The 25,167-nt window shown below is 66.9% G+C and carries 26 protein-coding genes; 14 read left to right on the forward strand and 12 right to left on the reverse strand.

Annotation, left to right across the window (positions count from 1 at the left end):
* Window positions 1-67: 67 nt before the first annotated feature.
* On the forward strand, window positions 68-739 hold the full coding sequence (locus J2Y54_RS03125; protein WP_310036838.1) for a hypothetical protein: 672 nt from the start codon (window positions 68-70) through the stop codon (window positions 737-739).
* Window positions 740-818: 79 nt separating this feature from the next.
* The gene (locus J2Y54_RS03130; RefSeq protein ID WP_310036839.1) at window positions 819-1,019 is read left to right on the forward strand and encodes a hypothetical protein; all 201 of its coding nucleotides are present in this window, start codon (window positions 819-821) and stop codon (window positions 1,017-1,019) included.
* A gap of 36 nt (window positions 1,020-1,055) precedes the next feature.
* Here J2Y54_RS03130 and J2Y54_RS03135 read toward each other — a convergent pair whose 3' ends face one another.
* From J2Y54_RS03135 to J2Y54_RS03165, 7 genes are read right to left on the reverse strand one after another with little or no spacing between them, the layout of a single operon-like run.
* The gene (locus J2Y54_RS03135) at window positions 1,056-1,967 is read right to left on the reverse strand and encodes a hypothetical protein (protein WP_310036840.1); all 912 of its coding nucleotides are present in this window, start codon (window positions 1,965-1,967) and stop codon (window positions 1,056-1,058) included.
* Entirely contained in the window at window positions 1,967-2,524 is a 558-nt protein-coding gene (locus tag J2Y54_RS03140) for a hypothetical protein (protein WP_310036841.1), read from the reverse strand. The genes J2Y54_RS03135 and J2Y54_RS03140 overlap by 1 nt, the downstream gene beginning before the upstream one ends.
* Window positions 2,525-2,581: 57 nt before the next feature.
* Window positions 2,582-4,042 (reverse strand): Asp-tRNA(Asn)/Glu-tRNA(Gln) amidotransferase subunit GatB, encoded by a 1,461-nt coding sequence (gene gatB / locus J2Y54_RS03145; RefSeq protein ID WP_310036843.1) that lies wholly within the window; start codon window positions 4,040-4,042, stop codon window positions 2,582-2,584.
* Window positions 4,035-4,226 carry a hypothetical protein gene (locus J2Y54_RS03150; protein ID WP_310036844.1) on the reverse strand — a complete coding sequence of 64 codons (192 nt, stop codon included), beginning with the start codon at window positions 4,224-4,226 and terminating at the stop codon, window positions 4,035-4,037. The genes gatB and J2Y54_RS03150 overlap by 8 nt, the downstream gene beginning before the upstream one ends.
* The gene (gene gatA / locus J2Y54_RS03155) at window positions 4,220-5,704 is read right to left on the reverse strand and encodes an Asp-tRNA(Asn)/Glu-tRNA(Gln) amidotransferase subunit GatA (protein WP_310036846.1); all 1,485 of its coding nucleotides are present in this window, start codon (window positions 5,702-5,704) and stop codon (window positions 4,220-4,222) included. The genes J2Y54_RS03150 and gatA overlap by 7 nt, the downstream gene beginning before the upstream one ends.
* Complete coding sequence (gene gatC / locus J2Y54_RS03160) at window positions 5,704-5,991, reverse strand: Asp-tRNA(Asn)/Glu-tRNA(Gln) amidotransferase subunit GatC (RefSeq protein ID WP_310036847.1); 288 nt, start codon at window positions 5,989-5,991, stop codon at window positions 5,704-5,706. Before gatC ends, gatA begins: the two co-directional genes overlap by 1 nt.
* A gap of 42 nt (window positions 5,992-6,033) precedes the next feature.
* Window positions 6,034-7,809 carry a DUF4153 domain-containing protein gene (locus J2Y54_RS03165; RefSeq protein WP_310036848.1) on the reverse strand — a complete coding sequence of 592 codons (1,776 nt, stop codon included), beginning with the start codon at window positions 7,807-7,809 and terminating at the stop codon, window positions 6,034-6,036.
* A 112-nt stretch (window positions 7,810-7,921) separates the two neighbouring features.
* Between J2Y54_RS03165 and J2Y54_RS03170 the strand changes: the two genes are divergently transcribed.
* From J2Y54_RS03170 to J2Y54_RS03180, 3 genes are read left to right on the forward strand one after another with little or no spacing between them, the layout of a single operon-like run.
* Window positions 7,922-9,073, forward strand: coding sequence for a DUF3089 domain-containing protein (locus tag J2Y54_RS03170; RefSeq protein ID WP_310036849.1), 1,152 nt, complete (start codon window positions 7,922-7,924; stop codon window positions 9,071-9,073).
* Window positions 9,070-9,531, forward strand: a complete 462-nt coding sequence (gene ruvX, locus J2Y54_RS03175; RefSeq protein ID WP_310036850.1) for a Holliday junction resolvase RuvX — start codon at window positions 9,070-9,072, stop codon at window positions 9,529-9,531. The genes J2Y54_RS03170 and ruvX overlap by 4 nt, the downstream gene beginning before the upstream one ends.
* Window positions 9,532-9,590: 59 nt before the next feature.
* A complete protein-coding gene (locus tag J2Y54_RS03180) occupies window positions 9,591-11,111 on the forward strand; it encodes a S10 family serine carboxypeptidase-like protein (RefSeq protein WP_310036851.1) in 1,521 nt (506 codons plus the stop codon).
* Window positions 11,112-11,114: 3 nt separating this feature from the next.
* On the opposite strand, the gene J2Y54_RS03185 is transcribed toward J2Y54_RS03180, so the two are convergent.
* Window positions 11,115-11,939: a hypothetical protein gene (locus J2Y54_RS03185; RefSeq protein WP_310036853.1), complete on the reverse strand. Its 825-nt coding sequence runs from the start codon at window positions 11,937-11,939 to the stop codon at window positions 11,115-11,117.
* 100 nt (window positions 11,940-12,039) lie between these two features.
* On the opposite strand from J2Y54_RS03185, the gene J2Y54_RS03190 reads away from it, so the two are divergent.
* Together J2Y54_RS03190 and J2Y54_RS03195 are read left to right on the forward strand one after the other, a co-directional pair.
* Window positions 12,040-13,032, forward strand: a complete 993-nt coding sequence (locus tag J2Y54_RS03190) for an aspartate carbamoyltransferase catalytic subunit (RefSeq protein WP_310036854.1) — start codon at window positions 12,040-12,042, stop codon at window positions 13,030-13,032.
* Window positions 13,029-14,237, forward strand: coding sequence for a dihydroorotase (locus J2Y54_RS03195; RefSeq protein ID WP_310036855.1), 1,209 nt, complete (start codon window positions 13,029-13,031; stop codon window positions 14,235-14,237). The genes J2Y54_RS03190 and J2Y54_RS03195 overlap by 4 nt, the downstream gene beginning before the upstream one ends.
* Before the next feature lie 57 nt (window positions 14,238-14,294).
* Here J2Y54_RS03195 and J2Y54_RS03200 read toward each other — a convergent pair whose 3' ends face one another.
* Genes J2Y54_RS03200 through J2Y54_RS03210 form a run of 3 tightly spaced genes read right to left on the reverse strand, consistent with a single transcriptional unit; the run spans window position 14,295 to window position 16,899 of the window.
* The gene (locus tag J2Y54_RS03200; protein WP_310036857.1) at window positions 14,295-15,620 is read right to left on the reverse strand and encodes a tetratricopeptide repeat protein; all 1,326 of its coding nucleotides are present in this window, start codon (window positions 15,618-15,620) and stop codon (window positions 14,295-14,297) included.
* 5 nt (window positions 15,621-15,625) lie between these two features.
* Complete coding sequence (locus tag J2Y54_RS03205) at window positions 15,626-16,180, reverse strand: hypothetical protein (protein ID WP_310036858.1); 555 nt, start codon at window positions 16,178-16,180, stop codon at window positions 15,626-15,628.
* Window positions 16,180-16,899: a ParA family protein gene (locus J2Y54_RS03210; protein ID WP_310036859.1), complete on the reverse strand. Its 720-nt coding sequence runs from the start codon at window positions 16,897-16,899 to the stop codon at window positions 16,180-16,182. The genes J2Y54_RS03205 and J2Y54_RS03210 overlap by 1 nt, the downstream gene beginning before the upstream one ends.
* A 186-nt stretch (window positions 16,900-17,085) precedes the next feature.
* Here J2Y54_RS03210 and J2Y54_RS03215 point away from each other — a divergent pair, with 186 nt between their 5' ends.
* A complete protein-coding gene (locus J2Y54_RS03215) occupies window positions 17,086-18,093 on the forward strand; it encodes an SPOR domain-containing protein (RefSeq protein WP_310036860.1) in 1,008 nt (335 codons plus the stop codon).
* Between the two features lie 39 nt (window positions 18,094-18,132).
* Here J2Y54_RS03215 and serB read toward each other — a convergent pair whose 3' ends face one another.
* The gene (gene serB / locus J2Y54_RS03220; RefSeq protein WP_310038438.1) at window positions 18,133-19,011 is read right to left on the reverse strand and encodes a phosphoserine phosphatase SerB; all 879 of its coding nucleotides are present in this window, start codon (window positions 19,009-19,011) and stop codon (window positions 18,133-18,135) included.
* On the opposite strand from serB, the gene miaA reads away from it, so the two are divergent.
* From miaA to J2Y54_RS03250, 6 genes are all read left to right on the forward strand, one after another.
* Window positions 19,010-19,933 carry a tRNA (adenosine(37)-N6)-dimethylallyltransferase MiaA gene (gene miaA / locus J2Y54_RS03225; RefSeq protein ID WP_405052867.1) on the forward strand — a complete coding sequence of 308 codons (924 nt, stop codon included), beginning with the start codon at window positions 19,010-19,012 and terminating at the stop codon, window positions 19,931-19,933. The two genes, serB and miaA, sit on opposite strands and share 2 nt — an antisense overlap.
* A gap of 86 nt (window positions 19,934-20,019) precedes the next feature.
* Window positions 20,020-21,780, forward strand: a complete 1,761-nt coding sequence (locus J2Y54_RS03230) for an acetolactate synthase 3 large subunit (protein ID WP_310036863.1) — start codon at window positions 20,020-20,022, stop codon at window positions 21,778-21,780.
* Window positions 21,780-21,968 carry a hypothetical protein gene (locus J2Y54_RS03235; RefSeq protein WP_310036864.1) on the forward strand — a complete coding sequence of 63 codons (189 nt, stop codon included), beginning with the start codon at window positions 21,780-21,782 and terminating at the stop codon, window positions 21,966-21,968. Before J2Y54_RS03230 ends, J2Y54_RS03235 begins: the two co-directional genes overlap by 1 nt.
* Before the next feature lies 1 nt (window position 21,969).
* Window positions 21,970-22,485 carry an acetolactate synthase small subunit gene (gene ilvN, locus J2Y54_RS03240; RefSeq protein ID WP_310036866.1) on the forward strand — a complete coding sequence of 172 codons (516 nt, stop codon included), beginning with the start codon at window positions 21,970-21,972 and terminating at the stop codon, window positions 22,483-22,485.
* A gap of 117 nt (window positions 22,486-22,602) precedes the next feature.
* Entirely contained in the window at window positions 22,603-23,622 is a 1,020-nt protein-coding gene (ilvC, locus tag J2Y54_RS03245; protein WP_310036868.1) for a ketol-acid reductoisomerase, read from the forward strand.
* A gap of 69 nt (window positions 23,623-23,691) precedes the next feature.
* Window positions 23,692-25,137 carry an ABC transporter substrate-binding protein gene (locus tag J2Y54_RS03250; RefSeq protein WP_310036870.1) on the forward strand — a complete coding sequence of 482 codons (1,446 nt, stop codon included), beginning with the start codon at window positions 23,692-23,694 and terminating at the stop codon, window positions 25,135-25,137.
* Window positions 25,138-25,167 lie beyond the last annotated feature (30 nt).

Below are 25,167 nucleotides of genomic sequence, written 5' to 3' on the forward strand. Positions count from 1 at the left end.
TCGCTCCTCGGATGCCCGGGGCTCGGACAGCAACCCCCAGCGATCACCAAAGGGAAGAGTGAACAGGATGAACACATTCATCAGTCGCGTCGCAATCGCGGCCTTCGGCGCCGCGCTCTGCACATCGACCGGGGCGCTGGCTCAGGAAACCGCTCCGTGCGAACTTCATATCTGGCCAGCCGAGCGCATGAACTCGGTCACCACGGGTCTGCTCGGCGGGGGTCTGCTCGATGCCGCGATCCACAGCGGCCGCGATGCCAGCAACAAGGCGAGCATGGCGAGCGCGCTCGACAGCCCGTCGCAGCTGGACGCCCTCGAATCCCTGAACCTGCACGAACTGCTTGAGCTCAAGCCCGGGACCGTGCTCGTCAAGCACGACACGCCGCTTGAGCGGAAGACCATGAACAAGATCAAGACGCGCCGTTCGGACTCGACGGCCGCCTGCTACAGCGAGCTGATCGTGGCCGATGTTTTCTACCAGAAGGCCATGATCTACGGTCGTTCGCTCAATACGCTGTTCATGCTCCGCGAATTCGATCCGGCCCAGAAAATCGCGTTCCAGTACAAGGCATGGGGTGGCAACGGCCTCAAGCTGTTCCCGCCCAAGGAGGGCGAAGATTCGATCGCCGCGCTCGATGAGCTGGTGAGCGTGTTCAAGAAGAATTTCGAGGAATATGCGGCCAACGCGCGCAAGGCGATCGCGGCCCGTCCCAAGCCGAAGGCGAAGGCAAAGGGCTGACCGCGACACGCGACTGAATGACCGATCGCCCGGAGCCGCGCGCGCCATCGCGCGTTGTTCCGGGTGAAAGGATCACATGATGACCAGCCCCACGCCAAATCCGCACCCCGATAGCCCGCCCGAAGCGGACCATGACCGCCGCAGCGATCTTGAGCGCGCTGTCACCGACACGAACCGCGACATCGAGAACGTGCATGACGAGGCCCCACCCGCGGGCGTCGATGGTGCCGTCGGCGGGACCGGTGGCGTCACGAAGAATCAGGATGACACCGCGCAATAGGGGGCGGCCCGATCACAGACCCGATTTGCGATCCGCTTACCGTCCGGTGGCGCCACCGCGCGCCGGTTGCCCGGACTTGAGGTCGATTGGCCTGCCGCGCACATAGTCCAGCACCGCCGGCACCGGGCCGAGCCGGTTGACGCCGCCGTTGTTCAGATCGACGAAACTTCCCACGGCAAAATAGTCGGCAGGCGAGATCGCTACGCCGGACAGGACCGCGGGGAGCGCGCCGTCACGCCGATCTGGCCGAACCGTGCCACCGATCAGGAACCAGGGCGTGTCGCTGCTCGGCCCAAAGCCGGTCTCATCCTTCAGCTCCGGAATCTTCGACCGGAATTTGGCGGTGTCGAAGAACATGGTGCCAAGGTCGCTGACCGTGCCGGCTTTTGCCGTGAACCCGACCGTTCCCAGGCACCAGCATACCGCCAGCCCCTGCGGACCCGTGCCCCATGACGTTCCATAAAGCACGTAATCGCCCGGGATCGCCTCGATCAGATAGAGGTTGTCGGGGACACCCTTGGCCAATGGAAAATTGTGCCGAATCCCCGCAAGGTTGGCGACTGCGGGATAGAAATAGGTGAAATTATCCAAGGACGGTTCAGGCGGAATGCTCACGCTCGGCTTGCGCCCCTGGCGCTCCTGCTCCGCCCGACGTTGCAGGGCCTTTTCGCGTTCCTCGATCAACTTCGGCCGGGCTTCTTCGAACGCTTTCGCCCGCGCCGCGCGATAGTCCGCGAGTTCGGCCGGTGTCGGCTTGCGCAGAAAGATCGGCTCGAATGAAGGCACGCCCTTCGGCCGGTGCACGCGAAACAGCAGGTAAGCGCGATCCTGACGGATCGTCACCGGCTGCCCCTCGGTAATTTCGACCAGCATCGGCTGCGGCGTGGTGGGCGCCTGCGCGGCGGGCGGTGCCGATACCGACAACAAGGCGAATAGAGCGGGCAGCATCAACGGTCCTCCGGCAGCGGGTCGCCATCGGGCCGTGGGCCCGACGCCGCCTTTGCCTGCATCGCGATCGATGCGGGCGAGAAATTATCGGTGAGTTCCTCCCAGCGCCGTTCCTGCAGCGGATAACGCTGATAGCCGCGCGGTTCCATGCAGCGGCGAAGCCGGGACTGGTGCGCCCGCCGCACCAGTGGTCCGGCAATGATCTCACCGATCACCGCGCCGACAATGCCATAAGGCTGGATCGCCGGGGGCTGCACCGTCGCGACGCTGGCGGCCTCTTCCCACGGAACGAACCGCGGAACCGATGCCGTGGCATTGGGCGCCGGCATGAACCGATAGCAATCGGCGATATCGGCATAGGCCTCGGCGTAGCTCGTGTCGGCGCGCCAGAAATAGAAATATTTCCATCCGTTGGACACGACCGCCGGGTCGCGACCACCCGACAGATCCGGGATGGTCACCGTGCCGGGATCGGGCGGCTCAGCCGCTGTCTGAGCGAGGCCCGATGGTGCCGTCGCGATCAGCAGCAGCGATGCGCATGCTACCCTGAGCCCCATCCGTCCCTCCCTTTCGGGAACGGTATCGCGCGCATTCACAGCGCGCAATGCAGAGGATCAGCCCGCCAGCGCTTTCTTCAGCAGGTCGTTGACGACGCCCGGATTGGCCTTGCCGCCCATCGCCTTCATCGTCTGACCGACGAAGAAGCCGAACAAAGCTTCCTTGCCGCCGCGATACTGTTCCAGCTGGCCGGGGTTCTTCGCCAGCACTTCGGCGATCACCGCCTCGATCGCGCCGGTGTCGGACGTCTGCTTGAGCCCACGCTCCTCGACGATCTTGGCCGCGCCGTCGCCGGTTTCGAGCATGATCTCGAACACCTGCTTGGCAAGGCTGCCGGAAATGGTGCCGTCGGCGACGAGGCCAAGCAGTTCAGCCGCCTGCGCCGCGCTGACCGGCGACTCCTCGATGCTCTTGCCCAGCCTGTTGAGCGCGCCGAACAGTTCCGATGTCACCCAGTTCGATGCCGCCGCGCCCTTGGCACCCGCGTCGAGCAGCGCGTCGAAATAGCGCGCAGTCTCGACCTCGGCGGTCAGCACGCCGGCATTGTACGGCGTCACGCCCGCGGCGATGTAGCGCGCGCGCTTGGCATCGGGCAGTTCGGGCAGCGACGCGCGGCATTCCTCCAGAAACGCGTCGTCCAGCTCGAGCGGGAGCAGGTCGGGATCGGGGAAATAGCGATAGTCATGCGCGTCTTCCTTCGACCGCATCGACCGCGTCTCGCCGCGATCGGGATCGAACAGGCGCGTTTCCTGCACCACCGTCCCGCCGCTCTCCAGCACCTCGATCTGGCGCTTCGCCTCGATCTCGACTGTCTGCACCACGAAGCGAACCGAGTTGACGTTCTTGGTCTCGGTGCGCGTGCCGAACTCCGCACCGGGCTTGCGCACCGACACGTTGACGTCGGCGCGCATCGAGCCCTGGTCCATATTGCCGTCGCATGAGCCGACATAGCGCAGGATCGAACGCAGCTTGGCCAGATACGCCCCGGCCTCGGCAGGCGAGCGCATGTCGGGCTTCGACACGATCTCCATCAGCGCGACGCCGCTGCGGTTGAGGTCGACATAGGACAGGCGCGGATGCTGGTCGTGCATCAGCTTGCCGGCATCCTGCTCGACATGGATGCGCTCGACCCCGATCGTCTTGGTCGCGCCATCGACGTCGATCTCGATCGCGCCCTCACCCACCAGCGGGTGATAGAGCTGGCTGATCTGATAGCCCTGCGGCAGATCGGCGTAGAAGTAATTCTTGCGGTCGAAGCGCGACCATTTGTTGATCTTCGCGTCGATCGCCATGCCGGTGCGTACCGCCTGACGGATGCACTCGATATTCGGCACCGGCAGCATCCCCGGCATCGCCGCGTCGACGAGGCTGACCTGCGTATTCGGCTCCGCCCCGAACGCGGTCGCGGCGCCCGAGAACAGCTTGGCGTTGGACGTGACCTGCGCGTGGACCTCAAGGCCGATCACGACCTCCCACTCGCCGGTTTCGCCTTTGATGCGGTAGATGGAGTCAGTCATCTCGTTTCAATCCACGGGTCGAGCGACACAATAACCGATGCTTCGCTCTAGGTTCTTCATTCTGGTCCATCACAAACGTCGGTTGACGCTTTGCTGGTCGATCATCGTCGCGCTTCACGGTTCGATCGGAGATCAGGCTGGCGAGATCGCCAAGCCCGCTCACCCAATCGAGCAGATTTACCACCACTGCTCCGGCCGCGCCGTGAACCCCGCCCGCTGCTCGATCGCGAGGCTCGCGTTCAGCACGCCCTGCTCGTCCAGCGGCTTGCCGATGATCTGCAGGCCGAGCGGCAGCCCGTCCTTGTCCAGACCGCCCGGCACCGACATCGCCGGGATGCCCGCCAGCGAGGACGGCACGGTGAAGACGTCGTTCAAATACATCGCCAGCGGATCGGCGCTCTTCTCGCCCAGCGCGAACGCCGCAGACGGCGCGGTCGGGGTGAGCAGCAGGTCGCACTGCGTCCACGCCCGCTCGAAATCGCGCGCGATCAGGGTGCGCACCTTCTGCGCCTGGGTGTAATAGGCGTCGTAGAAGCCGGCCGAGAGCACATAGGTGCCGATCAGGATGCGGCGCTGAACCTCGGGGCCAAAGCCAGCCGCGCGGGTCGCGGCGTACATGTCCTGCAGCCCCGCCCCATCGGGCAGGTCGCGCAGGCCATAGCGCACGCCGTCATAGCGCGCGAGGTTGGACGACGCCTCCGCCGGGGCGATGATGTAATAGGCGGGCAACGCGTACTTCGTATGCGGCAGCGAGACTTCGACGATCTCCGCGCCGGCGTCCTTCAGCCAATCAATCCCCTGCTGCCACAGCGCCTCGATCTCGGACGGCATGCCGTCCACGCGATATTCCTTGGGGATGCCGACCTTCTTGCCGCGCAGATCGGGGTTCAGCCCCTGCTCCCACTTCGGCACGTCGAGCTTGAGCGAGGTCGCATCCTTGGCGTCGAAACCCGCCATCGCCTCCAGCATGATCGCGCAGTCGCGCACGTCGCGCGCCATCGGCCCGGCCTGATCGAGCGACGAGGCGAACGCCACCACGCCCCAGCGCGAGCATCGGCCATAGGTCGGCTTGATGCCGCTGATACCGGTGAACGCCGCAGGCTGACGGATCGAACCGCCGGTGTCGGTGCCGGTCGCCGCGGGCACGAGCCGCGCGCTGATCGCCGCCGAGCTGCCGCCCGACGAACCGCCCGGCGCGAGCGGGGCGTTACCGCCATCCTTGCGCCGCCACGGGCTGATCACATTGCCGAAATAGCTGGTCTCGTTCGACGATCCCATCGCGAACTGGTCGAGGTTCAGCTTGCCCAGCATCCCCGCGCCCGCGTCCCAGAGCTTCTGCGAGACGGTGGACTCGTAAACCGGCTTGAACCCCTCCAGCATGTGGCTGGCGGCAGTGGTCTGCACGCCCTTGGTGCAGAACAGGTCCTTCATGCCGATCGGCACGCCGGCGAGGGGCTTGAGCGTCTCACCAGCTGCCCGCGCGGCATCGGCTTCACGCGCGGCGGCGAGCGCATGCTCGGGCGTTTCGACGATGAAGGCGTTGAGCTGCTTGGCCGCGCTCACCTTGACGATAAACGCGTCGGCGACTTCGCGCGCCGAGAATTCGCCCGCGCGGATCCCGTCGCGCAGCGCGGCGACGCCGAGGTTGGTAAGGTCGGTCATTATTCGATCACCTTGGGCACGGTGAAAAAGCCATGCTCGGCGAGCGGCGCATTGGCCAGCACCGCGTCGCGCATGTCGCCGTCGTTCACGACGTCCTCGCGCAGGCGCAGCGTGTTGGGGATCACGGCGGTCATCGGCTCGACGGACGAGGTATCGACCTCGCCCAGCTGCTCGATCCAGCCGAGGATGTTGTTGAGCTCAGGCGCGAGCCGCTCGGCGTCGGCATCGCTGATCGCGATGCGCGCAAGGCTCGCGACCTTCTTCACGGTGGCGGGTTCTACGGACATGGGGAGCGCCTAGCAGCGACGCCCCCGTTTCAGCAAGCGGGGTTATTCGAACGGATCGCCGACTGGAACGCCACCGACGAAGACCTGGCGGCGTTGGACGGGGCGGACTTCGATCTGGCCCGAGTCCAGCCCGGCTTTCGCGCGTGGATCGGAGACGGTGTCGGTGGAAGACGCGATCGCTTCGTCCGCGTCCACCCATTTCCCGCCAAACAACAGGTACCGCTCAACGATATCGCTGCCCCCATACCGCGCACTCCTTACGACGCGGCTCGATGTGGCCGGCTTGGTGGCGGGGGTAGGTTCGGGCTGGAACTGCGAATGGACGAGCAGCACCGCCTCCTTGCCCTCCGGCAGAAAGGCCAGCGTGCAAGGTTCGCCGCGACACTTCCAGCTCTCGGCAATAGCTTCGCGCAACTCCGTGGGCAGCGGAGTCCCCGCAGGCAGGATCCGAAGCGTCTTGTCGAGCGACTCTTCCCGAACCGCCTGTGTCCCGTCCGGCGCATCCCAGCGATACGTGGCGGTTGCCGCTTCGGTCGCCCCCTTGCGGATCGCCTCGTTCTTCGACGCTTTAAAGCGCTCCAATGCCTTTCGACCCGGCTCACCGAAGTCAAACGCCAAGGCGCGCCAGTCAAATTTGTCCGGCGACACCTTCCCCGACTCCAGCCGTGCGACCTGATCGCGGGTCGAGATCGCGTTGAAGCTCACCAGCGGCGTCGCCAGCAGCAGCGCGACGCCGCACACGATCATCGCCAGATGCAGGTTCGCGGGCCGCACCCGCTGCGGCCAAGCCCGGCGCCCGCGGATCACGCTGACGAGGTACGCGACCGCGACCACGCTCGCGATGACGACAAAGGTGAGGCCCCACAGCCGCTCGGGCGTAAAGCCGTACTGCCCTATCCGCAGCCCCGTCGCGACGGCCGCAATCCCGATCAGCGGCAGGATCGCCACCGCCAACACCAACGCCGCCCAGCGCAGCACGCGGTTGCGCGGGGCATCGTCGCCGCCATTGCCGATCACCGCATTGACCAACAGCAGCGCCCCGACCGCACAGGCGAGCAGGATCGGCGTGGTCGACTTGGTCGCCTCCCACAAGGGCTGCAACCCCGTGAACGGCAACGCGATCAGGAACAGCCCCAGCCCCACCGCCAGCACCGGCGCGAGCACGCCCAGCACCAGCATCGCGACATTCTGGAGCAATCCCACGATGCGCCGCTGCTCGCGCAGCAGGGCGAGGCCCAGCCCGAACGCCAGCCCGACCAGCGGCCGCCAGAACCATTCCTCCCGCAACAGGTCCGAAAGCAGGTCGATGCCGATCAGGTCGAACAGTGCGGCGAGCAGGAACGACAGCAGCAGAACGACACCGACAAACGCCCAGCCGAGGCACCACAGCACCGCATTGGTCCAGGCATGGTCATGCGCCAGAGGATAGGAGATCGGCCGAAACCCGCCCTCACGCCCCGCTTGAAACAGCGGCGCGGCGATGCCGATGGCAAGCGCGAGGCACACGACGCGCCACCCCTCGGTCGCGCTCCACCCCGATGTCGCGCCGTTAAAATAGAGGATCAGCGCAGCAACCGCGCCGCAGCCCAACGCGAACAGGGCCGAGCGAACCAGATCGCTGCGGATCACGACGAACCCGAACAGGATCGCCGAAACGGTGACGAAGCTGAGCAATGCGAGTCGCACCGCGCCAACCTCGGCCTGATAGCCGATGCCGATGATCCAGTGCGCAATCAGCCCAGCGACCAAGCCCAGCGCGGCAAGGATCGGCGGCAGCAGCGGCCAGCGCTCATCCCGTTGTTCGACCGCTTCGCTCATCCCCAGCCCCCTCGTTATCCGTCCCCGAGCTTGCATCCTTCGCAACCATCGCGCAACGGAAAGCGATTGCCCGGCAGCTCCTCATGCTGCATTGCACAATGGAGAGGCCCGAGTGGCACGCAAGTTCCTCTATATCGTGGCGGTGTTGATCGTGCTCGCGCTTGCAGCGACCTTTGCGTACCGGATCTGGGGTGTGGAACTGCTGCGGCAGGCCATGGTCCCGGGCGGTCGCTTTGAAGCGCAGGCGGCGCTGCCGACCGACAGCTACGCCCGCGCCGACATGTGGCTCGCCCGCCCCGACAAGCCGGGCAGCCCTGCGCTGTGGACGCCGCAGGGGATCAAGCCCGCTGCCAGGCCCGAAGCGGCGGTGTTCTTCATCCACCCGACCTCCTACCTCAACCGCGCCAAATGGAACGCGCCGCTGGACGACACGGAGGCGAACGACCGCGCCAACCTGTTCCTGCGTGGCCAGGCAAGCCCGTTCAACGGCGCCGGCGCGATCTGGGCGCCGCGCTATCGCCAGGCGACGTTCGGCGCATTCCTCACGACCAAGGCGGATGCGCAGCAAGCGCTCGACCTCGCCTATCGCGACGTGACCGCCGCGTTCGACCAGTTCCTCAAGGAAGCCGGCGACCGCCCGATCATCCTTGCCGGACACAGTCAGGGCGCGCTCCACCTCACCCGCCTGTTGCATGACCGCGTGGCGGGCAAGCCGCTGGCGAAGCGGATCGTCGCGGCCTATGTCGTCGGCTGGCCGGTATCGCGGACCGCGGACCTGCCCGCGCTCGGCCTGCCCGAATGCACCGCCGCCGACCAGAGCGGCTGCATCCTGTCGTGGCAGAGCTTCGCCGAGCCCGCCGACCCCTCGCTTGTCGTCGAAAGCTTCGATCGCTCGACCGGCTTCACCGGGGCCCCGCGCAAGGGCACGACCATGGTCTGCACCAACCCGGTTACCGGCGCTCCGGCGTCCGGCGAGGCTACCCGGTTCGACATCGGCAATCTCGTTCCCAAGTCCGACCTGTCGAGCGCGACGCTCGGAAAGGGCGCGACGACGCTGCGCTGCGACGCGCGCGGCATCCTGCTGCTCGGAACGGTGCCGGACGGCGTGGGCGGGCAGTATGTCCTGCCGGGTAACAATTATCACGTGTTCGACTATGCGTTGTTCTGGGCCAATGTCCGCGCCGATGCGGAGCGGCGACTGGCGGCGCATCGTGCCAAGCGCAGCGCATGGATCGATCTGTTCGTGCGCCGGGCGGTCGGATGATCACGACCGACGCTGCCACGTTCCGCGACGCACTGCCGACCGGCGGGCGGCTGCTCGGCCTTGACGTCGGGACCAAGACGATCGGCACGGCTTTGTGCGACGCCGGCTGGTCCTTCGCGAGCCCCGCGCACCTCATCAAGCGGACCAAGTTCACCGCCGACAAGGCCGAACTGGCAACGCTGATCGCGCAGCAGCAGGTCAAGGGGCTGGTCATCGGCCTCCCGCTCAACCTCGACGGGAGCGACAGCCCGCGCACCCAGTCCACCCGCGCCTTTGCCCGCAACCTCGCCGATCTCGATCTGCCGATCTTCCTGTGGGACGAACGCTGGTCGACCGCCGCGGTCGAGCGCCAGATGATCGCCGAGGACCTCTCGCGGGCCAAGCGTGCGGAGCGGGTCGACAAGCTCGCGGCAAGCTACATCCTGCAGGGCGCGATCGACGCGCTGGCAACCGGCTGACCCGTTGCGTCGTGACCGCTGAACGGGCAGCGTGACGTCTCCAGATTCGGGGGACATTCATGCGCCAGTTGCTTCTCGCCGCCACCCTGCTCGCTGCGCCCGTGCTGGCGCAGGACAAGCCGACCGCCAAGGCCGAGGCCGAAGCAGCGCAGGCCCGCGCGCCGGTCGAGGAACAGGCGTTTGTCAGCAAGGGGCAAGTGACGGTCAGCGGCCAGCGCATCGCCTACACCGCCACGGCAGGCACCCTCACGATCCGCGACGATGACGGCAAGCCGAGCGCGAGCTATTTCTACACTGCCTATACCAAGGATGGCGGCGGGAACCGTCCGGTCACCTTTTTCTACAATGGCGGGCCGGGATCGCCGACGATCTGGCTGCACATGGGCAGTTTCGCGCCGGTGCGCGTGGCCACCGCCAACCCCGAATATATCCGACCGGCCCCTTATGGCTTCGGCCCCAACCCCTATTCGCTGATCGACAAGAGCGACCTGGTGTTCATCGACATGATCGGCGCGGGCTGGTCCCGCCCGCTTGGCGACAAAAGCGGCCGGGATTTCTGGGGTGTCGATCAGGATGCCGAGGGATTCGCGCGTGCGATCACCCGCTACATCGTCAAGAACAACCGCTGGCAAAGCCCCAAGATCCTGTTCGGCGAAAGCTATGGCACGCTGCGCAACCCCGTGGTCGCGGCGCGGCTGGAACAGGCCGGGGTCAGCGTCAACGGCATGGTCCAGTTCGCGACGATCATGAACTATGGCGTTCGCCAGTCGGGCTATGACCAGAATTATCTCACGCTGTTCCCGACCATGGCGGCGACCGCCTGGTATCATCAGCGCCTGCCGAACCGTCCCGCCGACCTGAAGTCCTTCCTTGACGAGGTGCGCGGCTTCACTACCGGCCCCTATGCCGCCGCACTCGCCAAGGGATCGAACATCGGCGCTGCGGAAAAACAGGCGGTGGCGCGCCAGATGGCGGCCTATACCGGCATCAGCGAAGCGTTCATCCTGCGCGCCGACCTGCGCATCGATCTTCAGCGTTTCCAGACCGAATTGCTGCGCGACCGCCGGCTTGCCGTCGGGCGCCTCGATTCGCGCTACACGCTCAACGTCGCCGATGCCAATGCCGACAGCCCGGACGACGATCCGTCCTCGACTGCGGTTACCGGCGCGTTCGTCGCGACGTTTCAGGATTATGCCAGCCGCGTCCTCGGCTACAAGACCGACCTTGCCTATCGCATGAGCGCCCGCGGCCCCGGCTTCACCTGGGACTGGAGCCACCGTCCGCCCGGCGCGACCAACCCCCAGACCACGCCCAATTCGGGACTGGACCTCGCCTGGACGATGCGCACCAATCCCCATCTCAAGGTGATGTTCGTCAACGGCTATTATGATTTCGCGACCGCGTTTTTCGGGGCAGAGTTCGACGTTTCGCACATGTTGCTCGACCCGACGCTGCAGCGGAACATCGCCTTCACTTATTACGAGGCGGGGCACATGGTGTACCTCAACCCCGACGAACTCGCGAAGATGCACGCCGATCTGGGCCGTTGGTATGACACGCTCGGGGGTGTCGCGCGCTGAGGCCTACCCCAGCTGGAGCGGACGGATCAGCCCGCCGCGATTGAACCGCGCGATCAGCCCGTCGAGCGTACGGATCGTCATGTCGCCCCGCCACCGGCTGCGATGCTCTGGCGATTCCGGGTCGATCGCGTGGAGCTTGCTGCCAAAACACGCAATGTCGCGCGCCAGTGCGCTGGCGTCGTCGTCCGCGGCATCGAGCTGCGCGCGCGCCGGACCCCGGCGCATCTGCCGGGCGGACCGGGACAGCGCCGCGCGACTGGTGGCGACGTCGGCGGCGAAGCGATCGGCGAGGCGCGACAGTTCGTCCAGATAGCGCGCGGACACGACCTGCCCGGCCCGAAAGCCCAGCTGGTCATCGCCGTAAGCAACGTTGCTGCCGACCCGGACCGTCGCCTCGCGCAGGTACAGGCTGGTCAGATCGCGCAGCACGGTCGCGGCGGCGTCGCACAGCGCGATCGCTGCGAGAACCGCCGGCGCAGTGCGCGCATCCACGGCATGGCCAAGGACGGCGCACTGGCGTTCGAACTGCGCGGCCGCTTGTGCCTGATGCGCGATTGCCCGGCGTACGCGATCCAGCCGCTCGAGTGGCGAGGCCTGGTTCTCCCGGAACAGCGCCCGCGACACTTCAAGCGCGCTGCGCGCTGCCTCGACATGGGCATTCATCGCGCCTGTGATGAGCTGGCGGCGCAGCCCGCCCCAGCGCCAGCGATCGGTCAGCCAGCTCCATAGCGGGACCGCGACGAGCAGCAGCGCCGCCTGAATGCCGATCACCATCGCTGCCACCGCCGGCGCGCTCGCCAGCCAGCGTCCCCATGTCTCGATCACCACGCCACCCCCCGGTTCGCGATTTTCGCCCGGATAGGGCCGAATTGCTTCAAGTACAGGACTCCTTGCGCACGCCGCACGGCACCGCTAACCGGCAGCTTTAATGCTACCGCCGATCGATCATCGCCCCGGCGCCCAGATTCAGGGGCGCGCCGTGTTTCCGCACGCGCACCTGACGGGCATTTCCGGGCTTCAGCCGCACGAAATCCTGTTCCTGCTCGATGAAGCGGAACAGTGGGTCGAGGCGAACCGCAACCGTGCGCCCAGCGACCATCGGCTCGACGGGCTGACCCAGATCAACGCCTTTTTCGAAAACTCGACCCGCACGCTGCTCAGCTTCGAAATCGCGGGCAAGCGCCTCGGCGCCGACGTCGTCAACATGCACGCCGCGCAATCGAGCGTGAAGAAGGGCGAGACGCTGATCGACACCGCGATGACGCTCAACGCGATGCGCGCGGACGTGATCGTGATCCGGCACATGAGCTCGGGTGCGGTGCAGCTGATCGCCGACAAGGTCGATTGCCCCGTGCTCAATGCCGGCGACGGCAGCCATGAACACCCGACTCAGGCCCTGCTCGACGCGCTCACCATCCGCCGCCGCCGGGGCAGCATCGCGCACCAGCGCGTGGTGATCTGTGGCGACATCCTGCACAGCCGCGTTGCGCGTTCCAACATCCTCGCGCTGACCGCGCTGGCGGCCGAGGTGCGCGTCGTCGCTCCCTCGACGCTGATGCCCGCCGCGATCGAGAAGATGCACGTGACCCCCTTCACCGATTTCGATGCGGCGCTCGAGGGCGCGGACGTGGTGATGATGCTGCGGCTGCAGAATGAGCGCATGTCCGGCGCCTACATCCCCTCGACCCGCGAATATCACCTCAATTACGGGCTGACGCTTGAACGCCTCAAGCGCGCCAAGCCCGATGCGCTGGTGATGCACCCCGGCCCGATGAACCGCGGGGTCGAGATCGACTCGGTCGTCGCCGACCTGCCTGGGCGCTCCGCGATCACCGAACAGGTCGAGATGGGCGTCGCGGTGCGCATGGCGTGCCTCGACGTGCTGACCCGGCGCGCACGCGGCGTGGAGGGCTGGGCATGAACCGCATTTTCCGCAACGCCCGGCTGATCTGTCCCGAGCGTGGCGAGCGCAGCGGCGACCTGTTCGTCCGTGATGAGCGGATCGTCGATACTGCGCCCGAGGGCGCCGAGGTGATCGACTGCGGCGGCAAGCTGCTCGCCCCTGCCCTTACCGATCTTGGCGTATTCGCGATGGACAAGGCGGCGTGTCGCGCCGGCGGGATCGCCCGCATCGGCCTGATGCCCGACCAGTCACCCGTGCTCGACGGCCCCGGCCTGGTTCAGCGCGCTGCGGACATGGGCAAGCCGGAATTGTGGGTCCACCCAATCGCCGCCGCGACACGCGGGCTGGAAGGGACGGACCTTGCCGAATATGCCACCAACGCCAGCGCCGGCGCGCGCGCGGTGAGCACCGGGCGCGGCTGGATCGCGGACAGTGGCGTGATGCGCCGCGTGCTTGGCTATGCGCGCGATTGCGGTCTGGTGGTGATCGCTCACGCAGAAGACACCGGCCTGACCCGCAACGCCGTGGCGACCGAGGGCGAGACCGCAACCCGGCTCGGCCTGCCCGCCGCGCCTGCCATTGCCGAAGCGCTGGCGGTTCAGCGCGACCTGACGCTCGCCGAAGCGACCGGTGCGGCGATCCATTTCCGGCAACTGACCACCGCCGCCGCGTTCGCGCTTGTCCGCGCAGCCAAGGCACGCGGCGTGCGGGTCACCTGTGGCATCACGCCGGCGCATTTGCTGCTCTCGGATATCAACCTGTCCGACTTCCGCACCTTTGCGCGCCTGTCGCCCCCGCTGCGCGACGACAGCGACCGCGCCGCCGCGCTCGCGGCGCTCGCCGACGGGACGATCGATGTGCTGTGTTCCAGCCATGATCCACGCGGGCCGGAGGAAAAGCGCCTGCCCTTCGCCGATGCGACGCCCGGCATGGCTGGCGCGGCAACGCTGCTGACGCTGGGTCTGGGGCTCGTGCGCGACGGCCACCTGACGCTCGACCGGCTGTTCGCGCTGGTCGCGCGCAACCCGGCACGGATCCTCGGCATCGATACCGGTACGCTCGCGCCCGGCATGCCGGCCGATCTGGTGCTGGTCGATCCCGAAGCGCCCTGGCAGATCGTCGCCGACACGATGCCGGGCAAAGCGGGCAACACGCCGTTCGACGGCCTCCCGGCTCAGGGCAAGGCGCTGCGGCTTTTCAAGGGCGGCAGCGAGGTTCGCTGAGACGAAAACGGGCCGGAGGTCGCCCTCCAGCCCATTGTCGCGCTTCGGGTGTTCGGGTCAGCGCAGCCAGCTGGCTTTCCGGTCGCCCGCCGCGGTGCGGACGAAGCAGTTTCCGCCATCGCTGCGAACTTCGCGGCACAGCGCATCGGCATCGGCGCGGGCGAGCCCGCCAACCGACAGCCGCTGGAACGCCCCGGCCTTGGTCGAAATGCTTGCGCTTGCCGGCGTCAGCGCCTTGAGCTCGGGCGTCCGACGGATCATCCGGCCCCAGGCATCCCGCGCCACGCCGACGCTGTCATAGGCGCCAAGCTGGACATACCAGCTGCCCTTGGCAAAGCGCTGGCTCGACGGCACATCGATACGGGCCGGTTTGCGTGCGCCGACGCTGGCGACCGCCGTTTCGGCACGCACGGCGCGGGCGGGTATGGCCTGGACAATTTCCTGGCGCGGACCGAACACGATCTGCGTCCCGCTCGGCGCGGTAATCGTCGGCCCCTGCGCAACGTCGGTCAAGCCGGTGTCCACGCTGGTCACCTCAGGCACCGCCGCAGCCACCTCAACCGGTGCAGGGCCGGGCACATAGGCTTCGACCGGATCGGCGACCCGTGCCGCAGCAACGGCGCTGGTCATCGTCCGTGCCAGCGCCAGCCGCTCGGGCTGTCCATTGTCCGCGATCGGCGTCACGCCAAGCAGCGATGCCACCTGGTCATAGGCGTTTTGCGGCCGGGCAAAGCTGGCCCATTGCAGCATGCGCCCATCGATCTGGTCGGGCGCGAGATCGAGCGACGCGACGGCGCGCGCCTGCTGCCACTGTCCGGCGAGCGCGAGGCTGAGCGCCAGGTTCTGGCGTGTCTTGGCATCCGCACCGGGCTGCCGCGCAATCTCCATCAGCAGCGCGACGGCACCCGCCGGATCGCCAGCCAGCGCCATGGCGAGACCACGATCGCTCGCGGGGATGGTCGCCGCGTGGGTGGTCAGCGTCTCGCGCGCTGCGTCCCATGCCCCGGTCGCGATCTGCGCCAGCGCAAGATTGAGTGCAGTCCGACCATTGGCCGGATCGAGCGACAGCGCCTCGTTCAGCGCCTGTGTCGCCGACACGAAGCGGCCGGCGAAGAGATAGGTTTCGCCCAGCAGCTTGCGATATTCGCTGTTGCGCGGATCATGCGTGACCGCCGCTTCGGCATGGGTCACGGCCTTTTGCGCCTCGCCCTTGCGCAGGGCCTTGGCGGCGGCGGCCGCTTCCTTGGCAGCGCGGCGCATATCGGCCGTCTCGACGGCGCCATTGGCGACCGCGAGGCCGCCGATCAGGGACGGTGCGCCGAGCAACGGTGCGCCCAGCACCAGTGCTGAGACGGACAGGGTCAGGGTGCGACGAAGGTTCATGGCGTTCAATTCCCCCGGGGTCGACGCGACTTGCCCGCCGGAAGCCGCTCGAGCAGCGGCTCCAGTTCAGGCAGCGAGTCGAGAAATGCGTCGAGCGCTTGCGTCACCAACATCTGGGCCGACTGCCCCGATACCGCCGATGCAAGGCGCAGCTTGAGGTGGCGATCCTGATCGAGCCGAAGCGTGAACGCCGCCTTGCCAGTCCGCGCGGCGACTTCGCGCCCGATCCGGGCTGCGGTCGCGGTCGATACCGGCCGGGGCGCGACATCGGCGACCGGCAAGGATGGCGCAGCTTCGGCAACAGGAGCCGTAACCGGCGGCTGCTCAAGCACCGGCGCAGGCGCAGGCGTGAATTCCTCCACCAGCGCCTGGCGCTGGGCAAGCACCGGCGGCACCGGCTCCGGCATGTCGCCGCCCATATCGTTCCAGCCAAGATCGTCGAGCGATGTGCCCGGATCGAGGCCGACAAACCCCTGCGGGCGCATCGCGGGGCGCGCCTGTCCCTTGCGGGCGAGCAGGCCCGAAGACAGCGACGCGGCGGGCTTGGCCGAACCGAACATCAGCTCACCACCCGGCGGCCAAAGCCACCCTGCGGTCGTCCGGCAAAGACGGCGTGCGGCGCGGCCGCAGCCGGCGCGCTGAACACGGTGCGGCGGAAATTCTTCTCGAGCCGGTCGTTGATATAGGCCCACAAGGCGGTCACCTCGGCGGCGGACTTGCCGTTGGGGTCGACCTCCATCACCGTGCGGCCATCGATCATCGATGCCGCGAAGTCCGTGCGATGGTGCAGCGTTACCGGCGCGACCGTGCCGTGCTGCGACAGCGCAACCGCGGCCTCGCTGGTAATCCGCGCCTTGGGCGTCGCGGCGTTGACGACGAAGATCAGCGGCTTGCCCGCGCGGTCGCACAAATCGACCGTGGCGCCGACCGCGCGCAAATCGTGCGGCGACGGGCGGGTCGGAATGACGATCAGTTCGGCAACCTGGATCACGCTCTGGATCGCCATGGTGATCGCCGGCGGCGTATCGATCACGGCAAGGCGAAAGCCCTGCTGGCGCAATACCTCAAGATCGGCGGCGAGCCGCGCGACCGTGGTCTGCGCAAAGGCGGGAAAATCCGTCTCGCGCTCGTTCCACCAGTCGGACAGCGACCCCTGCGGATCGATGTCGATCAGGACGACGGGCCCATGGCCGGCCCGCTGCGCCTGCACCGCCAGGTGCCCGCTCAGCGTGGTCTTCCCCGAACCACCCTTTTGTGATGCCATCGCGAGTACGCGCATCTACCCCTCGAACTCATCCCGGTTACCCAGTCTGGGGGATGCCATCGGGAAGCTAAGAAGGTGTTAATACGGTAGTCGCCGCCGCATTTGTCCCATGGCGGGCTTAACCCTGCCGCAAGCTTTGCTTGGCCATAAGATGGTTAACTGGCATGATCGGCAAGGCAGGCGGGACCGGGGACTGACCGAATGAAGCATTGTTACTGGACGCTGTTCGCGGGCGTGGCATTGGTCGCCAGTCCGGCGCAGGCCGACGTCAAGGCAGGGGTGGATGCATGGCAGCGCGGCGATTATCGCGCCGCCGTGGCGGAGTGGCGCGGTCCGGCTGTGGCGGGCGACCCCGACGCCCAGTTCAATCTTGCCCAGGCTTATAAGTTCGGGCGCGGCGTCCCCGCCGACCTGGCGCAGGCAGAGGAATGGTATCGCAAGGCAGCGCTACAGGGCCACCCGCAGGCCGAGGTCAATTACGGCCTCGCGCTGTTCGAGAATGGCAAGCGGCTTCAAGCGGTCGAATGGCTGGAAAAGGCTGCCGCCCGGGGCGAACCGCGCGCGCAATATGTACTTGGCACGATGTTCTTCAACGGCGATGCGGTCGCCAAGGACTGGGTCCGCGCCTATGCGCTGACCGCCCGCGCCGCCGCGCAGGGCCTGCCACAGGCATCGACCGCGCAGGCACAGATGGACGGCTATATCTCGTTGCAGGACCGGCAAAAGGGGCTCGAGCTTGCCCGGGTCTACGAACGTGACGCCGGGCGTCCGCAGGTTGTGACCGTCCCGGCCCCGCGCACCACCCAGCCGCCGGCAGCGATCGGACGGACCGCCCTGCCCCCGTCGACGGCCTATCAGCCGCGCGACGTGACCCCCGCGCCCGAGCCGACGCAGAGCGTCGCGGCGCGCCCGGCCCCGCCGATCGTCCGCCCGGCACCCAAGCCAACGCCGAAGCCGGCCACGCCCCCGCCGCCATCGGCCACGGCGGCGATCCGCGATGGCGGCTGGAAACTTCAGCTCGGCGCGTTCGGTGAAGCGGGCAATGCGCAGAAGCTTTGGTCGCAGGTTGGCGGCCGTTTCCCGGGCCGCAAGGTCAGCTATGTGAAGTCCGGCCGCCTGACCAAGGTGCTGGTCGGCCCATTCGCCTCCAGCGCCGAAGCGAGCGCCGCATGTCGCGGGCTCAGTCCGTGTGTACCGGTGCGGGAATAGCGACACATCCTCGCCCGCCAGGGGAAGGATAAAGTGGCTTCACTCGACCCACTCGCTCCGCGCGATCCCCTGCGCGTAGAGCAGCGCCGTCAGATCGCCATGGTCGATCCGCGCGCCCGCCGCCGCGGCGACGATCGGCTTGGCGTGATAGGCCACACCCAACCCCGCCTGTCGGATCATCGCAAGGTCATTCGCGCCATCGCCCACCGCCATCGTCGCCGAAGCGTCCAGCCCCAGTTCCGCCATCGCACCCAGCAGGGTCACCTCCTTGGTCGATGAATCGACGATCGGCTTGGTCACCGCGCCGGTCAGCGCATCGCCCGCGATCAGCAATTCATTGGCGATCACCCGGTCGAACCCGATCTGCGCCCGGACCGGTTCGGCAAAGCGCGTGAAGCCGCCGGACACCAGAATCGCGGTCGCACCGCGCGCCTTCATCGTCTGGATCAGCGTGCGCGCACCTGGCATCAGCTTCACCCGCTCGGCCAGGCAGCGGTCGATTGCGTCGGCGCCCAGCCCCTTGAGCAGCGCCACCCGTGCGTCCAGCGCCTCGGCAAAGTCCAGTTCCCCGCGCATCGCCGCTTCGGTCACTTCGGCGATCTGCGCCTTGATCCCGGCATAATCGGCGAGTTCGTCGATGCATTCGACGGTGATCATCGTCGAATCCATGTCGGCGACGATCAACGCCTTCTCGCGCCCCTCGACAGGCTGCACGACCACATCGACCCGATCGAACGCGCCCTCCAGCGCCGCACGTGCCGCAGCGGGATCGGAGACGAAGAGCAGGTCGACCGCTTTGTCTTCGTCCAGCGTCTCCACGCCGCGCGGGCCGCACCCGGCATCGCTCAGCTTGTCCAGCGCGGAGGAAATATCCCCCTCAACCAACCGATCCGCTGCTATCAGCGTCGCGATGAACATGCCGCACTCCTCCAGGCCAAGGGTCGCGCTCATTGCAGGACCGACCGCCAGCGGCAAGTCCGCTTTGGCGATCGCACTCGCGCAGGCGGCCGGGGGGACGGTGATCAACGCGGATTCGGCGCAGGTCTATGCCGAGCTGCGCGTCCTGAGCGCGCGCCCCTCGCCAGAGGAAGAGGCGCAGGCACCCCACCGCCTGTTCGGCCATGTCACCGGCACCGACGATTATTCAGCAGCGCGCTGGGCGGCAGAGGCCAAGGCTGAGATCGCGGCGGCGCACGAACGCGACAGCCTCCCGATCCTCGTCGGCGGGACCGGCATGTACATCCGCACCCTGCTTGACGGCATCGCCCCGGTCCCCGGAATCGACCCGGCGATCCGCGCCGAGGTCCGCGCGCTCCCGGTCGCCGCCGCCCACGCCCTGCTCACCGAACGCGACCCCGAGGCCGCCGCGCGGCTCGCCCCCGCCGACACCACCCGCGTCGCGCGCGCGCTGGAAGTGGTGACCGCCACCGGCCGCACACTCGCCGAGTGGCAGCGGGCGAAGGTCGGCGGGATCGGCGACCAGATCGACCTCGTCCCCCTGATCCTACTTCCCGACCGCGGCTGGCTGACCGAACGCTGCGACCGCCGCCTCGCCGCGATGTTCGAAGGCGGCGCGATCGACGAGGTCGCCGCCCTGCTTACGCGCGACGACATCCCGCCCGAGGCACCGGTGCGCAAGGCGATCGGCGTGCCCGAGATTGCCGCACTGCTCGCCGGAGAAATCGGGCGCGGCGAAGCGCTCGAACGCGCTCAAGCGGCGACGCGCCAATATGCAAAGCGGCAATATACCTGGCTGCGGCATCAGCCTCCCGGTGACTGGCCCCGCACTGACGAGACAGATATTATCAATCGAATGACCCATTTCGCACGAATCGTATAAAATCAAAACTTGACACGCATCTTTCATACGCATAGCAGCGCGCTTCCCCAATCGCATTGCACTGCGGCAAACCAAGGAGAACGACCGTGACCGAGAAAAGCGGAGCAGACATTCTGATCGAGGCGCTGGTCGACCTCGGTGTGGAGGTCGTGTTCGGCTATCCGGGCGGCGCGGTGCTCCCGATTTACGACGCGATCTTCAAGCAAAAGAAAATCCGCCACATCCTCGTCCGCCACGAACAGGCGGCGACGCACGCGGCGGAGGGCTATGCCCGCTCGACCGGCAAGCCCGGCGTCGTGCTCGTCACCTCCGGCCCAGGTGCGACCAATGCGGTCACCGGCATCACCGATGCGCTGATGGATTCGATCCCGATGGTCGTCATCACCGGCCAGGTGCCGACGCACCTGATCGGCAGCGACGCGTTCCAGGAAGCCGACACGGTCGGTATCACCCGCCACTGTACCAAGCATAACTATCTGGTGAAGGATCCCGCCCAGCTCGGCGCGGTGGTGCATGAGGCGTTCCATATCGCGACCTCGGGCCGCCCCGGTCCGGTGGTCATCGACATCCCCAAGGACGTCCAGATCGCCACCGCGCGCTATGCCAAGCCGGGTCCGATCCAGCACAAGACCTATCGCCCGCAGGTCAAGGCCGACAAGGCACTGATCGAAACGGCGGTCGAGATGCTCGCGGCGGCGGAACGGCCGGTCTTCTATACCGGCGGCGGCGTGATCAATTCGGGGCCAGGCGCGTCGCAGCTGCTGCGCGAGCTGGCAAGGATCACCGGCGCGCCGGTCACCTCGACGCTGATGGGCCTCGGCGCTTTTCCGGCCTCGTCCGACCAGTGGCTCGGCATGCTCGGCATGCACGGCACCTATGAAGCCAATTATGCGATGAACCAGGCCGACCTGATCATCGCGGTCGGCGCGCGCTTCGACGATCGCGTGACCGGACGGCTCGACGCCTTCGCGCCGCATGCGAAGAAAATCCATATCGACATCGACCGCTCGTCGATGAACAAGACGGTGCGTGTCGACCTGCCGATCGTCGCCGATGTCGGTCACGCGCTGGAGGACATGGTCCGCATCTGGAAGGCGCGCCAGCATCCCAGGCCCGACCTCTCCGAATGGTGGCGGCGGATCGAAGGATGGCGCGCGGTCAAGTGCCTCGACTATGCCGAGGAAGGCCCCGGCATCGACGCCGGCACCATCATGCCGCAGCGCGCGATCCAGGCGCTGTGGGAGGCGACGCGCGATCAGGCCCCGATCATCACGACCGAGGTTGGCCAGCACCAGATGTGGGCCGCGCAGCACTTTCATTTCGAGGCACCGAACAAGTGGCTGACCAGCGGCGGCCTTGGCACGATGGGCTATGGCCTGCCCGCCGCGATCGGCGCGCAGCTCGGCAACCCCAATGCGCTGGTGATCGACATCGCCGGTGAAGCGTCGATCCAGATGAACATTCAGGAACTGGCGACCGCGACCCAATATCGCCTTCCAGTCAAGATCTTCATCCTGAACAATGAATATATGGGGATGGTCCGCCAGTGGCAGGAACTGACCTATTCTAGCCGCTATTCGGAAAGCTACAGCGACTCGCTGCCCGATTTCGTCAAGCTCGCCGAAGCCTATGGCTGGAAGGGCATCCTGATCGAGCATCGCAGCGATCTGGAAAGCGGTATTCAGGAGATGCTGGCCCATGACGGGCCGGTGATCGTCGACTGCCGCGTCGCCAAGCTCGCCAACTGCTTCCCGATGATCCCGTCGGGCGCCGCTCATACCGACATGCTCCTCCAAGCCGCCGAAGTGTCCGGCGAAATGGACGACGAAGCCAAGGCGCTGGTGTGATGTCGTTCTGGCTTCCGTTGTTGTTATCGCTGTTCGCGACCGCGTTTTGCATTGCCCGACTCGTAGTCGAGGTGCGGGCTAAGCGTTGGTGGTGGGCATCGGCTGCAGCTGTAAGTGCGTTCGCGATCCTCGCGACGCCGATGCCGGTGGTTACGCACACGGTAAAAATCGATCTGCCGAGTAACTGACATGCATATCAAGGAAGAAAAGGCCGAGCGGCATACGCTCGCCATCATCGTCGACAACGAACCGGGCATCCTTGCCCGGATCGCCGGCCTGTTCACCGCGCGCGGCTATAATATCGAGAGCCTGACGGTGAGCGAGATCAGCGACGACAAGTCGGTGAGCCGAATCACGATCGTCACCAGCGCCAGCGCGCATGTACTGGAGCAGATCGTGTCGCAGCTCGACCGGCTGGTGCCCGTGCACAAGGTCCGCGACCTCACCGCCGAGGGGGATCATGTCGAGCGCGAGCTGGCACTGGTCAAGGTCGCTGGCACCGGCGACCACCGGATCGAGGCGCTGCGTCTCGCCGATGTCTATCGCGCGCGCGTCGTCGATGCGACCACGTCGAGCTTCGTGTTCGAAGTGACGGGCAGCACCGAAAAGATCGACAAGTTCATCGAACTGATGGGCGAAGTCGGGCTGATCGAGGTCGCCCGCACCGGTATCGTCGCCATCGCGCGGGGGCGCGAGGCGGCCTAGATCAATCCGTCACCCTGGCGAAAGCCAGGGTCTTGCGCGGCAAGCGCACGGCATAACCACGGGGGACCCCGGCTTTCGCCGGGGTGACGAGCCCGGACCAAAGGGAAGAAAACTATCATGCGTGTCTATTACGATCGTGATGCCGACCTGAACCTGATCACGGGCAAGAAGATCGCCATCGTCGGCTATGGTTCGCAGGGCCACGCCCACGCCCAGAATCTGCGCGACAGCGGCGTGGCCGAGGTCGCGATCGCGCTGCGTGCCGGCTCGGCGACCGCCAAGAAGGCGGAAGCAGCGGGCTTCACGGTGATGTCGACCACCGAGGCGGCGAAGTGGGCCGATATCGTGATGATCCTTGCCCCCGACGAGCATCAGGCCGCGATCTGGGAGAACGACATCAAGGGCCATATGAAACCGGGCGCCGCGCTCGCCTTCGCGCACGGTCTCAACGTTCATTTCGGCCTGATCGAGCCGCCGGCCGACATCGACGTCATCATGATCGCGCCCAAGGGCCCGGGCCATACCGTGCGCAGCGAATATGTCCGCGGCGGCGGTGTCCCCTGCCTGATCGCGATCCATCAGGACGCGACCGGCAACGCGCATGACGTCGCGCTTGCCTATGCCTCGGGCGTTGGCGGTGGCCGTTCGGGCATCATCGAGACGAACTTCAAGGAAGAGTGCGAGACCGACCTGTTCGGCGAACAGGCCGTGCTGTGCGGCGGCATCACCCACCTGATCCAGGCCGGATTCGAAACGCTGGTCGAGGCGGGCTACGCCCCCGAAATGGCCTATTTCGAGTGCCTGCACGAAACCAAGCTGATCGTCGACCTGCTGTATGAAGGCGGCATCGCCAACATGCGCTATTCGATCTCGAACACCGCTGAGTACGGCGACATCAAGACCGGCCCGCGCATCATCACCGATGAGACCAAGGCCGAAATGAAGCGCGTCCTCGCCGACATCCAGTCGGGCCGCTTCGTCAAGGATTTCGTCCTCGACAACCGCGCCGGGCAGCCCGAGCTGAAGGCGAGCCGCAAGGCCGCCGCCGCGCACCCGATCGAAAAGGTCGGCAGCGAGCTGCGCGCGATGATGCCGTGGATCGGCGCGAACAAGCTGGTCGACAAGGACAAGAACTGACGGACGAACCGTCGCGTCGACACCGGGGCGGGGTTGGCTTCCCCGCCCCGCCTCCATAAAGCTGGCGCCATGCGCTTTCCTGTCCTGCCCCTCGCCATCGCGCTTGCCCTTGGGTTGAGCGGCTGCGAGCGGCGCCCGGACGATGTGCCGGTGGTCGTCAGCGCGATCGGCGACGTGCCCGAGTCGCTCGATCCGACTCGGCGCCCCCTCGCCTTTCCCGATGCGGTGCAACTTGCCGCAACCGCGCAGGGGCTGGTGCGATTCGATGCTGGCGGCGGGATCGAACCGGGCCTGGCCGAGCGGTGGATCGTCACCGACAATGGCCGCAGCTATATTTTCCGATTGCGCAGTGTGACCTGGCCGGACGGCGATCGCGTCACGGCCGAACAGGTCGCTGCCAGCCTGCGCGCGGCCGTCTCCCCACGCACGCGCTCCGGCCTCGCCCCGTTCGTTGCAGTGATCGACGAAATCGTGGTGATGACGCCCCAGGTGATCGAAGTCCGGCTCAAACAGCCGCGACCGGACCTGCTCAAATTGTTCGCCCAGCCCGTATTTGCGATTTTGCGCCGCCCGGGAATCGTCGGCAGCGGCCCCTTTCGCCTTGAGAGCGGGCTGCTTCGCCCGGTCCAGGACCCGATGGTGCTGGAGGATGAGGATGCCGTGCCGCCCGATGCGGCCGAGAATGTCCGTCTGATCGGTGAGCGCGCCGCGCTGGCGCTCGCCCGGTTCGCCGCGCGCGAGTCCGACCTGATCCTTGGCGGCACCTATCGCGACTGGCCGCTGCTTGCCCATGCCGCTGTCGCCCCCGCGAATTTGCGCATCGACCCGGCCGTGGGGCTGTTCGGCTTCGCGATCGTGTCGGAAACCGGATTCACTGCGGAACCGCGCAATCGCGCCGCGCTTGCGATGGCAATCGACCGCGCGGCGCTTACCGCGCTGTTCCGGTCCGACTGGACCCCGGTCGAAACGCTGCTCCCCGCGCAGCTCGACTCCGCGGCACTTCCGAGCGTCCCGGCATGGGCCGCGCTTCCGCTGGCAGAGCGTCAGACCACGGCGCGCAACCGCGTGGCAGCATGGCGCGCCGCCAATCCCGACGCCGACGGGGTGATCCGGGTGGCGCTGACGCGTTCCCCCGGCGCCGTGCTGCTGTGGAGCCGGATCGCCCGCGATCTCAGTGCAATTGGCCTGCGACCGCAATGGGTCGATCCGCGCGCAGACGCCGATCTGCGGCTGATCGACAGCGTCGCGCCCTATGACAGCGCGCGCTGGTATCTCGTGACCGCATGCCCGAATTGTTCCGACGAACTCGACGCGTTGCTGACCGCAGCGCGCGACGCTCCGACGCTGGCCGAGCGCGGTCAGCGCATTGCCGAGGCAGACCTCGCCATCAGCGAAGCGGCGCGCTATATTCCGATCGCCCAACCGCTGCGCTGGTCGGTGGCGGCGCTCAGGTTGCGGGCCTTTCAGACCAATCCGCGCGCCTGGCACCCGCTGACGCATCTGCGCGAACCTTGATCGCCGGGAGGATTTGCCTTGGCCAAAGCG

The sequence above is a fragment of the Sphingomonas sp. BE123 genome (assembly GCF_031456015.1).
Lineage (GTDB): Bacteria > Pseudomonadota > Alphaproteobacteria > Sphingomonadales > Sphingomonadaceae > Sphingomonas.